At 38.4% G+C, this 12,915-nt stretch carries 14 protein-coding genes; 11 read left to right on the top strand and 3 right to left on the bottom strand.

Features of this window, described 5'->3' with window-relative positions; translation table 11 throughout:
* The first annotated feature begins 162 nt into the window (after positions 1 to 162).
* The 8 genes from putP to BBI00_RS03560 all read left to right on the top strand — a co-directional run bounded on the left by putP (position 163) and on the right by BBI00_RS03560 (position 6,588).
* Entirely contained in the window at positions 163 to 1,659 is a 1,497-nt protein-coding gene (putP, locus tag BBI00_RS03525; RefSeq protein ID WP_065397471.1) for a sodium/proline symporter PutP, read from the top strand.
* A 235-nt stretch (positions 1,660 to 1,894) separates the two neighbouring features.
* Positions 1,895 to 2,806: a hypothetical protein gene (locus BBI00_RS03530; RefSeq protein WP_065397472.1), complete on the top strand. Its 912-nt coding sequence runs from the start codon at positions 1,895 to 1,897 to the stop codon at positions 2,804 to 2,806.
* The gene (locus BBI00_RS03535) at positions 2,769 to 3,428 is read left to right on the top strand and encodes an ABC transporter ATP-binding protein (RefSeq protein WP_228394707.1); all 660 of its coding nucleotides are present in this window, start codon (positions 2,769 to 2,771) and stop codon (positions 3,426 to 3,428) included. Before BBI00_RS03530 ends, BBI00_RS03535 begins: the two co-directional genes overlap by 38 nt.
* Before the next feature lie 39 nt (positions 3,429 to 3,467).
* Positions 3,468 to 4,046, top strand: coding sequence for an AAA family ATPase (locus BBI00_RS03540; RefSeq protein ID WP_065397473.1), 579 nt, complete (start codon positions 3,468 to 3,470; stop codon positions 4,044 to 4,046).
* Between the two features lie 30 nt (positions 4,047 to 4,076).
* Positions 4,077 to 4,637 carry a DUF6624 domain-containing protein gene (locus tag BBI00_RS03545; protein WP_065397474.1) on the top strand — a complete coding sequence of 187 codons (561 nt, stop codon included), beginning with the start codon at positions 4,077 to 4,079 and terminating at the stop codon, positions 4,635 to 4,637.
* A 73-nt stretch (positions 4,638 to 4,710) separates the two neighbouring features.
* The gene (locus BBI00_RS03550; RefSeq protein WP_065397475.1) at positions 4,711 to 5,316 is read left to right on the top strand and encodes a Crp/Fnr family transcriptional regulator; all 606 of its coding nucleotides are present in this window, start codon (positions 4,711 to 4,713) and stop codon (positions 5,314 to 5,316) included.
* A 109-nt stretch (positions 5,317 to 5,425) separates the two neighbouring features.
* Positions 5,426 to 6,088 carry an NADPH-dependent F420 reductase gene (locus BBI00_RS03555; RefSeq protein ID WP_065397476.1) on the top strand — a complete coding sequence of 221 codons (663 nt, stop codon included), beginning with the start codon at positions 5,426 to 5,428 and terminating at the stop codon, positions 6,086 to 6,088.
* Positions 6,089 to 6,195: 107 nt separating this feature from the next.
* Entirely contained in the window at positions 6,196 to 6,588 is a 393-nt protein-coding gene (locus BBI00_RS03560; RefSeq protein ID WP_123902219.1) for a YybH family protein, read from the top strand.
* 157 nt (positions 6,589 to 6,745) lie between these two features.
* Here BBI00_RS03560 and BBI00_RS03565 read toward each other — a convergent pair whose 3' ends face one another.
* Positions 6,746 to 7,075 carry a nuclear transport factor 2 family protein gene (locus BBI00_RS03565; RefSeq protein ID WP_065397478.1) on the bottom strand — a complete coding sequence of 110 codons (330 nt, stop codon included), beginning with the start codon at positions 7,073 to 7,075 and terminating at the stop codon, positions 6,746 to 6,748.
* 76 nt (positions 7,076 to 7,151) lie between these two features.
* On the bottom strand, positions 7,152 to 7,877 hold the full coding sequence (locus BBI00_RS03570) for a class I SAM-dependent methyltransferase (RefSeq protein ID WP_065397479.1): 726 nt from the start codon (positions 7,875 to 7,877) through the stop codon (positions 7,152 to 7,154).
* Between the two features lie 242 nt (positions 7,878 to 8,119).
* Between BBI00_RS03570 and BBI00_RS03575 the strand changes: the two genes are divergently transcribed.
* Positions 8,120 to 8,881 carry a hypothetical protein gene (locus tag BBI00_RS03575; RefSeq protein ID WP_228394708.1) on the top strand — a complete coding sequence of 254 codons (762 nt, stop codon included), beginning with the start codon at positions 8,120 to 8,122 and terminating at the stop codon, positions 8,879 to 8,881.
* Positions 8,882 to 8,897: 16 nt separating this feature from the next.
* Here BBI00_RS03575 and BBI00_RS03580 read toward each other — a convergent pair whose 3' ends face one another.
* Positions 8,898 to 10,043: a tetratricopeptide repeat protein gene (locus BBI00_RS03580; protein WP_083988414.1), complete on the bottom strand. Its 1,146-nt coding sequence runs from the start codon at positions 10,041 to 10,043 to the stop codon at positions 8,898 to 8,900.
* Positions 10,044 to 10,226: 183 nt separating this feature from the next.
* Between BBI00_RS03580 and BBI00_RS03585 the strand changes: the two genes are divergently transcribed.
* Both BBI00_RS03585 and BBI00_RS03590 read left to right on the top strand, forming a co-directional pair.
* Positions 10,227 to 10,730, top strand: coding sequence for a DinB family protein (locus BBI00_RS03585; protein ID WP_065397481.1), 504 nt, complete (start codon positions 10,227 to 10,229; stop codon positions 10,728 to 10,730).
* Between the two features lie 70 nt (positions 10,731 to 10,800).
* Entirely contained in the window at positions 10,801 to 12,567 is a 1,767-nt protein-coding gene (locus BBI00_RS03590; protein ID WP_065397482.1) for a S41 family peptidase, read from the top strand.
* Positions 12,568 to 12,915 lie beyond the last annotated feature (348 nt).

Raw genomic sequence — 12,915 nt, forward strand, 5'->3', positions numbered from 1 at the left:
CATTGAAAAAACTATGTAACTATGTGGTTAAAAACATTCAACCAAATAGTTACATAGAATATAAGCATAAAAATTAAATGAAACTTTGCTGTGGCCTGATAAAGTTTCAGTTTTTGTGACTCCCTGGAAAATGGTTATATTCGGCTTCATAAAAAAAATGATATGCAAGTATATGAAGCGGTTTCTGTGGGGCTGTACCTTTTGCTGATGATAGGTATAGGCATTTATTCTTATAGAAAATCAACAAGTAATTCAGAAGAATTTTTAATAGGCGGGCGGAAAATGGGAGCTGCGGTTACAGCATTGTCTGCCGGTGCTGCCGATATGAGCGGATGGCTCCTGATGGGAGTTCCGGGAGCAATGTATCTGGCCGGGATCTCAAGCTCGTGGATCGCTATAGGCTTAACGATTGGAGCTTATCTCAACTATATTATTGTGGCACCAAGGCTCAGGATTTATACAGAAGTAGCTCAGAACGCCATTACATTACCCGTATTTTTTGAAAACAGATTTAAAAATAAAAACCACCTTTTAAAAATTACATCATCTGTTTTTATTCTGGTATTCTTTACACTGTATACCTCTGCAGGAATGGTGTCCGGAGGGAAGCTTTTTGAATCGGCTTTCGGAATGGATTATACCCTTGGTTTACTTCTCACAAGCCTGGTCGTCGTATTGTACACTTTTTTAGGCGGATTCCTGGCGGTGAGCCTTACCGATTTCGTACAGGGTACCATTATGGTGCTGGCGCTGGTAATTGTTCCTATTGTAGCGATTACCCAGATCGGAAGCATAGGGGAGACTTTTTCATTGATTGAAGCGAAAGACCCCAAATACCTGGATCTTTTCAGAGGAACAACAACGGTGAGCATTGTCTCTTTGCTGGCCTGGGGGTTAGGCTATTGCGGGCAGCCCCATATTCTCGTACGCTTTATGGCAATTGATAAACCTAAAGATCTGGTTAAAGCAAGAAGAATCGGGATTACCTGGATGATCTTTACAGTTGCCGGAGCATTGGCTATAGGTCTGGTAGGAATTGCTTACCTGCAGAAATTTGATATGGAAACGATGCTGAAGTTTGATGGTTCCAAGACCGAAGCCGAAACTATTTTCATTTATTTCTCCCGTATTTTGTTCCATCCGTTTATTGCGGGTTTCCTACTTACGGCAATTCTGGCTGCGGTGATGAGTACTATTTCTTCCCAGTTACTGGTAACTTCCAGTTCATTAACCGAAGATATTTATAAAGCTTTTCTGAATAAAAAAGCAACTCCAAAACAATTGCTTACAGCCAGCAGAATCTCCGTTTTGCTAGTGGCTGCTATTGCTGTCCTGTTATCACTGAACCCTAAAGACAGCATCCTAAACCTGGTAGGAAATGCCTGGGCAGGTTTTGGTTCAGCATTCGGACCACTGATTTTATTGTCACTGTTATGGAAAAAAACAACCTGGCAGGGTGGCTTTGCAGGAATGATGGTAGGCGGAATAACAGTACTGGCATGGGTATACCTTCAGCATCCGCTGAAAAACTGGTATGAAATAATCCCTGGATTTACCCTTTCATTAATCACCAATATTATTGTTTCTCTGTTAACCTACAAACCTGATGCAGTGATTGAAAGTGAATTTGATGAAATGAAAAAAATTATGCAGGAATAAAATTGATATTCTATCGACTCTGAAATAAAACAAACCCTTGCCGTTGAGCGAGGGTTTACTATTTTTCTGAAGAGATTTTTAATTATCTTTAAAAGAAGGGACCTGCTGGAATTCTCGTACTTTTATCAACAGTATAAAAAAGCAGAATATCATAAAAACAGTTAAATAATCCCCGGTTATTCCTGAATAAGTTGGCAAATTCATATTATTGTAGAAGAGAATATCAGGATCCCTTTTGAAAAAACTAATCAATCATTTTAAATTCAGGCTCAGCCAGAGCTTCAGACTTTTAAACCTCAATCCCCGGGCAAGTATACCTGCATTGCTCATTTTTATTATTTTAATAGTAATGAAGCTGCCGGAAAGCTATTATTATCCGCCTTTATTTTTTATACTCACATTGCTGTTTCATTATGAAAGAAAAGATATTCCTTTTCTGAAAAAAGTTTTTGTAAGCAGCTGGAGGTGGGTTGTTGGGCTTGAGGCGGCATGTATTTACAGCGTTTTACTGTTGGGAAATATCCATTATCAGTTTGAGAAAACAGGCGGGGTTTGCTTTCTTCTGATCGCTTTATCAGGATTTCTGACACCCGGCGCAGTAACTTTACCTGCCTGGAAATGGAATTTTATCCCTGAAGATCTGTTTGAATGGAAAAGCTTTCTGAGAAAAAATAGCTGGATGGCAGTTTTGGGATGGATGGTTGTCCTGCTTTCCTGTTATCATCCGGCATCGTTAATTCTTGCAGGGGTTTTTGCACTTGATTATGTATCGCATATCTACGAGCCCAACGAAAATAAAGAAATGCTGGCCATGTATTTCAGGAAATATACCTTAAAAGAGAAGATCAGGAGGAATTCATTGTTTTTCAATGGACTGCTTTTACCTGCCTACTGCCTGTTTATGATCCTGAATCCGGCCGAAAGTTTATATGTGCTGTATTATTTTGCTTTTATGAACCTCTATTTTTTACTGATTCTCACCAGAAAATACAAAAAATACCACTATAAAGAAAAAAACAATTATTACAATATGGGCGTTTACTTTGAATATTTCATTTGCAGTATGACCATTATTCCTGCCATACTGCTGTTGAAAAACAATATAAAGGATGCCGGACAAAATATCAGAACCTATGCTGGAGATTAAAAACATCAATGTAGAATTTAAAAACCAAAAAGTATTGAACGGTCTTCATTTATCCATAGAAGAAGGCTGTATATTGGGAATACTTGGAAAAAACGGAGCAGGGAAGACCACTTTATTTGAATCATTATACCAGACTCTGAAATTCTCAGGAAGCATTACCTGGAAGAATGAGCGTTTGCAGAGGAAAATGATCTCTTATCTGGAAACAGAAAATTATTTTTATCCTTATATCACAGGCGAAGAGTATCTGGCCTATTTTACTTCTGGAAAAGAAGCTGACATCACAGAGATCATCAAAAAATTCAACCTTCCGCTGAAAAAATATGTACAGTACTATTCCAGTGGGATGAAGAAAAAGCTGGCACTAATAGGAATGCTCATGCTGGACAAACCTATTAATATTCTGGATGAACCTTTCAACGGAGTAGATTTTGAAGGTGTTCATATTCTGTATGATATCATCAGTCAGTTGAAATCTGAGAATAAAATAGTGATTGTGAGTTCCCATATCATTGAAACCCTTTTTCATACCTGTGACAAAATAGCGGTGCTGCAGAACGGTAAAATTGAGAGAATATATGATAAAGAAGACTTCGGCCAGCTGGCTACACTTAAATTTTAAAAAGAAATATTGACGTCTGCTTAATGTAAACCATTCAAAATGAAATATAAAACCTATCCGCTATACATCATCACCGGTGGCCCCGGAGCTGGAAAAACAACATTACTGAATGAGCTGGAAAGCATCGGATATCGTACCGTACCGGAAGAAGGACGGAGGATTATCAAAGAACAGATTCTGGTGAATGGAGAAGGCCTGCCGTGGATGAATAAAAAACTTTTTGGAGAGCTGATGTTTGAGGCTTCAGTAAGATCCTATCAGGAAGTGATGGAAACCGGTAGTTCCGGACCCGTTTTCTTTGACCGTGGAATACTGGATTCCATTGGATATCTCAGATTGGAAAATATTCCTGTTCCTGAGGAGATGACCACAATAGCCCGGGAAATGATCTATCATAAGAATGTATTTATTCTTCCGCCCTGGAGAGAAATTTATGAAAATGATCCGGAAAGAAAACAAAACTTTGAAGAAGCTGTTTCCACTTACCAACATATGAAAGAAATCTATCTGGAGTACGGTTATCATCTGATTGAAGTTCCTGAAGTTCCGGTAGAAAAAAGAGCTGGATTTATCCTTGAGATCATTGAAGCTGATTATACTGAATTGAATATTTTATAACTTGTATCATTAAAAGTACTGAAATGAAAAATGAATGACACACTGGCAAAAGAACTGACAGAACGGGCGGGTCATGATTTAGCCATAAGAGAAGAACTGTTGGCGGCGGGAAAACTTTCTGAAGGCTATCATCCCGAAATGGAAAAAGTCCATCGGGAAAATGCAAAACGACTGCGTGAAATTATTGCAGACATAGGCTTTCCCACCATTTCAAAAGTAGGTGAGAAGGGCAGTGATGCTGCATGGCTTATCATCCAGCATTCCATTGGTGAACCTGATTTTATGAAACAATGCTATCAGATGATGGAAGAACATTCCGGTGATATCAATCCCAAAAACAAAGCCTTTCTATATGACAGAATAAAGGTTTTTGAAAGCAAACCTCAAAAATACGGTACCCAGTTGACAGCCAATGGAGTCCCTTTCCCGGTAGAAAATAAAGAACAGCTGAATAAAGTACGCAAAAAAGTAAACCTTCATGAATTCTCACAGGAAGAAATCAACAGCATTCCTGAACCGGACCGAATTCCTGAAATAGAAGCTGCTGACAGTGGATATACAGTCTGGAGAAAGAAAGTAGGCTGGCTTTGAAAGTAAACGAATAGCTGCTTTAGCAATAAAATGGGATTTTTTTATATTTTTAATGACAGTATCAATTTTTACTATGGAACAGGAATCCGAACATATCTATGCAGAGACTTTAATTTCTTACTTTAATCATATAATTCCGTTAAATAAAGAGGAAATTAATTTAGTCAATGACTATTTTAAACCAAGGCTTTATCGTAAGCGCCAGTATATTTTACAGGAAGGAGATGTGTGTAAACAATTCAATTTTGTGGTGAAGGGCTGCTTGCGCACCTACAGGATTGATAAAAAAGGAAACATGCATATCCTGCAGTTTGCTACAGAAAATTGGTGGACTATGGATATCGCAAGTTTTCATGAAAAAAAACCTTCCGGTTTGAATATTGAGGCTGTTGAAGATACCGTTGTTCTGCAGATTAATTATCAGGATCTTATTCAGTTATATCGGAAAGCCGGTAAATTTGACCGTATTTTTCGGGTCCTGATAGAAAATGCATATGTCACTTTACAAAATCGGCTGCTTGAAAATATCAGTTCTACTGCGGAAGAACGGTATACTACATTTCTGGAGGTTTATCCCCATTTACTTAACCGTTTACCGCAAATACAGATTGCGTCATTCATAGGGGTAACACCGGAATTTCTAAGCAGGCTCAGAAATAAACGCGTTAAAAATAAATAATCTTAAACCAGATCAATGGTATTTCTTAAACCAGGTCATTGGATCAGGACATTCCGGTAAAATAAATTTGTGGTGTTAAAACATAATTGTATAACTAAAAATAAATAATATGTCAACAACAACACCCAAAGTGGCTGTAATCGGCCTTGGAAACATTGGAAAAACTATTGCAGGAAACCTGATCAAAGGAAACCGTGAAATTATTATCGCCGGTAGAAAGATAGAGGACGCCCGATCTCTGGCAAAACAGCTTGGTCCGCTGGCCACTGCCGAAGATACAGCCTCAGCAATTGTGGATGCTGATATCATCATCATGTCGGTTTGGTTTAATGTTGAGCAGGAATTGCTGTCACAATACCGGGATTTATTGAAAAATAAAATCATCATCGATCCTTCCAATCCTATTGCACCGGATGAAAAAGGTGGTTTCAGAAAAATCATTGATGAATCGGAAAGTGCCGGTGAAATTATTTCTGCAAAAATACCTGAAGAAACAAGATTAGTAAAGGCATTTGGAACTTTAGGAGCAGCATCTTTACAAACAGCTGCTTTCCAGGGCCCGGAACAAGCAGTCTTATTCTATGCAAGCAATGACAGCAGCGTGGATAAAGACGTTGAACAGCTTATTGCCGATAGTGGTTTTGATCCGCTTAAGGTAGGAGGAATCGATCAGTCTGTCCGTATTGAAGTTTTTGGAGATCTGCACGAATTCGGGAAATTAGGAAAGCCGGTTGCATTGAAGGAAGCCAGGGATAAAGCTTTTAATTCTTAATTTTTTAAATAATGAAGAACTTAATCGTATGGGTACTGTTGTTATCAATTTTTACCTCTTGCCAAAATAAAACCGAAAATAAAAATAATCTTCAAAATCACAGTAAAATGGATCAGAACACAGAAAATACAGCCATCGAAAAATCTCTGGGAATTTATTTTGATGCACTGAATAAGTCAAGCGTAGAACAGGCAGTCGGACAATATACAAATGATGGGATCTTTATGCCGGCAGGTTTGCCCACAGCATCAGGTACAGAGCAACTGAATAACGCTTACGGGAATGTTTTTAAAGCATTGCAATTAAATATAACCTTCAAAACTGAAGAAATTGTTTTCCTGGGGAGTGAGGTTGCCTTTGTAAGAACACAGTCTCAGGGCACTCAGCTTATTCATGCTACCGGTAAGAAAACCGAAGAGCTGAATAGAGAGTTTTTCCTGATGAAAAAAGTAAACAGTGACTGGAAAATTGAACGCTATATGTTTAATCAGCCAAAGTAATTTGTAAAGTAAGATCTTTTACAAAGAGACTGTTAAAGTATTTTGACAGTCTTTTTTATGATTTATGAAGCTCCTTTGAAGGAGCTTCATGAAAATTTTGTCAGAGGTCTGTAATGATCAATCAATTTCAGGAGTATCTCATAAACCTCCGAGAAAATTAATCCAATAATGGCCTTGGATCAAATAATACTCTGAATGTATGGATTTTACCGTCTGTGATATGATACCACCCGGACGCCTGCACGGTCTTTTTTCCCATATCAATATCATACCAGATGCATACATCTTCCCCGGATCTGAACATCTTAATTATCCGGTATTTGAATTTCATTTTCTTCATGTCATTGATATAGACAGAAGCTCCTTCTCTGCTTCCCATTACCCCTATGAATTTAAAATCAGGATCAAGACAGCTTTCTGCCTTATCAAAATCTTCTTCATTCAGATAATGAATAAACTGTTCTGCTACATTTTCGGTTGTGCTCATAATCTTGTTTTTTATATAAGCAAAATTAGCTGATCAGTATCTTTTCTTCTTGTGACTATCGTCACAAAATAAAAGGTTAATTTTTTTTACTATTTACGATCAGGATAGGAGGGCGGTGCATGTGCTGCTGAAAATCAGGGCGAAGTTTCTGAAGTTCCTGATCGGGACTTGGCTCTACCAGGTTTTTCAATGCCAATCCTGCAGATAAAACTGCATCGACTATGGTACTTAATGTATGATGGTATTTTTCCACTCCTTTCACCAGCCAGTCCTGTTTCCTAAGGCCTTCTTCAGAATAACGGTTTACCAGCCAGTACTTTTCACCATCCAGTTCTTTCCACGGTTTCAATGCTGCTGTACACACCGGATGCTCCATCGAAAATAAAAACTGCCCACCAGGTTTTAAGCTGTCCGAAACTTTTCGGAACAGGGTGGCAAGATCATCAGTATAATGTAAGGTCATGGAGCTTATGACCAGATCAAACCTGCTTTTACCAAAATCAAAATCTTCGAGAGCAGAACACGCCCAGTTTACTTTTGGAGATGAAATTCTTTGTTGCGCTTCACTGAGCATTTTCTGAGAAATATCCAATCCTGTAATCTGCATGGGGTTTTGCTGTAATAATGACAAAATCTGATGCCCAAGGCCGCAGCCCATATCAAGAACGGTTTTGCCCTGAACAGGCATCAAAAGGCTTCTCATAGCTGGCTGTTCCAACAATTCATTCAAACCTTTATCTCCATCACGGAGCGCTTTGTAACCGGCGAAAAAATCCGGATTGTCATAAATATTCTGCTTCATAATCTGCTTCTGTTTAAATATATAATACTGGGGGAGCGAAAAACTAATTTTTCAGATACCGGTTTTCAATACCGGCAGGAAATTTAAATTCGGTTTAAATTACAAAAAAATGAATGACAGCAACAGAAAAAATCGTATTTATGCCCAAAAAGCTTTTTAAATAATTAGATTTGGTCAAAACAATTTTTTTAATCAGACATTATTTAATAGCCAATAACCAAAAAAATTCATGATAAAATAATATGAAAAATAAAAATTACAGCAGGCTGGCAGCACTGTCACTTATGGTAGTTTGCAGCTGTTCCAAAGCGGATAAAAAGGAAAAGTTACCACAGCATCAAAAAAACGAAACTGCGGTGGAAGCTCCTGTACAGGCAAAACCATCTGTGGAAACACAAAAGGAAATCACTGATTTTATTCCGGAAGGATATGCCCTTTTCGAAAAATCATTCGGAGATCTCAATAAGGATGGCGTGAAAGACTGTATCCTTATTATCAAGAAAGTTGACCCCAAAAATATTGTTAACGACGAAAACCGGGGTAAGCTTGACCGTAACCGTCGCGGAATCATTGTTCTCTTCAAAACAGGTGAAGGTTATCAGCTGGCATCAGAAAACTACAGCTGCTTTTCTTCTGAAAACGAAGAAGGAGGCGTGTATTATGCTCCCGAACTGATGGTATATGAAGAAAAAGGAAATCTGAATATTCACTATGCCCATGGAAGATATGGCTATTGGAAATACACTTTCAGATATCAGAATTCCGATTTTGAACTGATTGGTTATGATAACAGTTCAAATACAGGGCCCGTGGTGAACAGTACAACCAGCATCAATTTTTCTACGAAGAAAATGCTTACGCAGGAAAATACCAATGAAGCTGCAGACAGCGGAGAAGAAGTGTTCGAAAAAAAATGGACGAATATTAAAATAGATAAGCTGTATAAGCTCTCGGAAATTAAAGATTTTGACAAGTTGGAAATGTGGTCGATGTACCGGGAATAGCATCCCGGGCTCTTTTCTATTTTGTTCCTGCTAACGCTGCTATTCTCCCTTTTGCATAATCAATCTGCTGCTTTTCTTTTGCCTGGTCAGGTTTGTTTTTGAGGTACAGCTGATAATAGGTGACGGCATTTTTAGGCTGTTTAAGGTTGAGGTCATAAAGAAGTCCCAGGCGATAATAGATGATGTTGCTCTCACCAAAAGTAAGACCTCTTTTATAGGCATTTAATGCTTCATGATACTGATTTTTATCTTCATAGATACCTGCCAATGCAGCGTAATATAATGTTGTATGGTCTGAAATGGCTTCGTCAATGGTTTTTTGGGCATAGATTGCCGCTTTGTCATAATCTTTCAGTTCACGATAGCTCAGGGCCATATAATATAACGTCCCTTCATTCTGCACACCAAGGTTTTCCAGTATTGTATATATGTTGGCACATTTCTGATAATCTTTCAGATAAAAATAGGCCTGCCCCAGGTCATTCATAACATTAGCATCAGCATTTATCTTCAGTAGTTTTTCACCTGTTGTAATGACTTCAGTATATTTCCCCAGCTGATTCGATACAGGGAGCTGGGCCTGCTGCAGGGTGAAATTTTCCGGATCAGCACTGATGGCTGTCTGTAAAACATCATAAGCCTGCTGATACTGCTTAAGCTCACGGTAGACCATAGAAAGATCATAAGCCACATCCGGATCGGCTGCTTTAAGCGCATTGGCTTTTTTTAGAAATCTGAGTTTGGCCTCTGAAGTATCTTCATAAGCTGCCAGCTGTTTATAGGCATTAAAATTCATACTGTCCAGCCTGATGATCTGCTGAAGATAAGATTTTGCTTTGGATGCATTTCCTCTTCTGGAATTGATGCTGACCAGGCTGAATAAAGTTGATGGATTGTCCGGCTGGATCCCGTTGATTTTCAGGTATGCTTTTTCCGCTTCCGGAAGCTTTCCTGCCATCATATTGCAGTAGGCGATCTGGCTCAGCGCTTTGATATCCCGTGTGTCGTCTGTATAGATGCTTTGAAGATATTTTGCAGCATCTTCATAACGCTGATTTTCATAATATTCAAGTAGTTTTTCAGTATTGATCTTTGCCGACTGACCAGCCATATCTCCAAAACTCAACAGCAGCATCAACAGCGTTATCCAGGTTCTCATCATGGTTATTTTTTACTAAAATATCTGATATTTGATAAGCAGCCAAATTTTAAAAGCACTTATTAGGAATTTTTTACATTTAAATTATTTTTATAGGGGATTAAATCCCGTTTTAAGATTTCTTATATTCACAGAAAGAAATAAAAAGGGCAACTGAAGCTTAATGATTATTAAAAAACGAAGGACATGGAAATACAATCAGTAAAATCTTTTATCGGGTATTATGAGAAAATAAGGGAAAGAACGAACCGGATCATTGAAGTAGTTCCTCCCGGGCACATTGATTTTTCCTATAAACCCGGGAAATTTACCATTGGAGATCAGATCAGGCATATTGCAACTATTGAACGGTATATGTATGGCGAAACCATCTCAGGAAGAAAAAGTGCCTATCCGGGATGTGGAAAAGAGCTGGCAGACGGCTATGATGAAACCGTACAGTTTTTTAATGAAATGCACAGACAGACCCTGGAAATCATCAATGCCCTGTCTGATGAAGATCTTACCCGTAAATGCTTAACGCCTGCCGGCAATGAGATTTCAATCTGGAAATGGCTTCGGGCTATGATAGAACACGAAATTCACCACAGGGCTGAAATCTATATTTACCTGAACCTGCTGGATGTAAAAACACCTCAGATCTATGGCTTTTCTGCAGAAGAAGTACAGGATATGAGTATAAAACTATAGGTGGAGAAAGTCAATTTCAGGGAAAGATCGGTTGAGGTTAATTTGTATATTAGCCGACTAAAAATTGACAATGACCAAATCCTTCCTCATTCCTCTTTTACTGCTGATGAATTCTGCTTATGCGCAGACCGGTTTAGAACTGAAACCTGGTGATACCCTGAAATATGCACCAAAATCGGACAGACCTGTATGGATATCTGTGCAGTCCGGTGATGCCAATCTTGGAGTATCATTATTCATGGATGGCAAAAAGATCAGGGAACAGGATGATTCCAGAGGAATTAAAAGTGTTGAACGCTTATATTTTTCTCCGGAGAAAGGCAGGAAATATGAGTTTAAAATCTGGGCTAAATCCTATCTTGAAAAAGCTAAATCCGCTAAAGTATCTGTTACCGAATCCAAAATGGTACCGGTTCTGAAAGACCGGATCACTTCAGAACAGTTTTTAGAAGACCTTCATACCTTCCGCACGATCAGGGAAAAGGTAAATTCCGGATTATACGTATACAGAAGCAAGAAGGAGATAGACAGTATGTATCAGCTCGCAGAAACAGAAGCTGCAAACTGCAAAAGTATTTTTGATTTTTATAAGGTAATCGCCAGACTTACCGGGTTTGAAGGGAGCTGCCATAATTATACGGATTTGCCAAACCATGCCTCCTATTATCTGACTCAGAAGCCGGAATATCTGCCTGTTACTTTAAAAAATGTTGACGGACGCCTGTTGCAGGATTCAAAAGACGTGGCTTTACCTCTTGGTGCTGAAATTCTGTCTGTTAACGGTGTTTCTGCCAAAGAAATGATCAGCCGCTTTTCACAGTATTATTTTTCTGACGGATATTCAATGCCTTATAAAGAAATTACAGGCTTTGAAAGAGGTATGCTGGATAAGTTTTATATTGAATTCGGAACCCACAAAAATTATGTAATCCGGTATCAATGGAACGGAAAGGAGAATGAAGTTTCCCTGCCCGGAATATCTCTGGAAAAATTTAAAAAACTTCAGGAATCAAGACATTCACTCACCTTTGACAAAAAACTGCTTTCTGAAAAATACAGCTTTACCAAAGAGGGAGAGGGGATTTACCGTCTGTCCTTAAGAGGTTTTGATTTTGCAACCGGAAAAGAAGATCCTGCCTATAAAAAATTCAGTATATTTCTTGATCAGATGATGGATACCCTGGAAAGGGAGAAGATCCAAAACCTGATTGTAGATCTGAGAGGCAATACCGGAGGTACAGGAGCGCTCTATGAGAAAGTATTCTCTTATCTTACCCAGAGGCCTTTCAGGGACAGCCATTATGCTTATACGAAATTCAATGAAGTCCCTATGGAAGAAAAGCTGGTGATCACTCCACTTTTCCTTTCCAATGGGGTAACAGATAAAAACGGACTGAATGCCTATCTTAAATCATTATATCCCAAAGCGGTCCAGGAAAAGTATTACTGGGCAGATGATAAGAACCCTTCGGTCCTTCCTCATGAAAAAACTTTCAAAGGCCAGCTTTATTTGTTGGTAGACCACCGTGTGGCTTCAGCAGCTTCACATCTGGCTTCACTGATAAAATCGTATACCAATGCCGTTGTTATAGGAAAAGAAACCGTTGGAGGCTATTATGAGCACAACGGGCATCTTCCTCTTGTCTATGAACTTCCCAATACAGGAATTCAGACCGGGTTTTCTATTGTTCACGTGATTCAGGATGCTCAGAATCTTCCGGATCAGAAAAAAGGGCAGGGGATTATTCCTCACATTGAAGTTCATCAGACCGGTCAGGAATTTTTAGACCAGACTGATGTTTATCTGAAGAAAGCCCTGGAACTTAAGAAAAAATAATAAAATCATGAATAAAGGTTTCACCCACTGGCAGTGAAACCTTTGTCGTAAATAGTCTTTTACTTAATATTTTTTCTTACTTATAAAGTTCTTCGTTTATTATTTACTATAAATTTTACGGAAATAGTGATATTACGTTTTTGAAAATTCAGTATTTATTTCTCCGTATAGTGGGTAGAAATCCAGGTGGGTTTTATTTGAAGTAATTTTATAGAGATCTGATGAGTAGCTTTCTTCTGTTTGATTATCAGATTGATAAATGTGGAGTTATGGTGTAAAAGTCGTAGAACTACTACAAATTTTCAGATTGATGTCGGAAAATTTTTTGAAAATCAATTCGCGTTTTAT

This window comes from Chryseobacterium arthrosphaerae, from assembly GCF_001684965.1.
Taxonomy (GTDB): domain Bacteria; phylum Bacteroidota; class Bacteroidia; order Flavobacteriales; family Weeksellaceae; genus Chryseobacterium; species Chryseobacterium arthrosphaerae.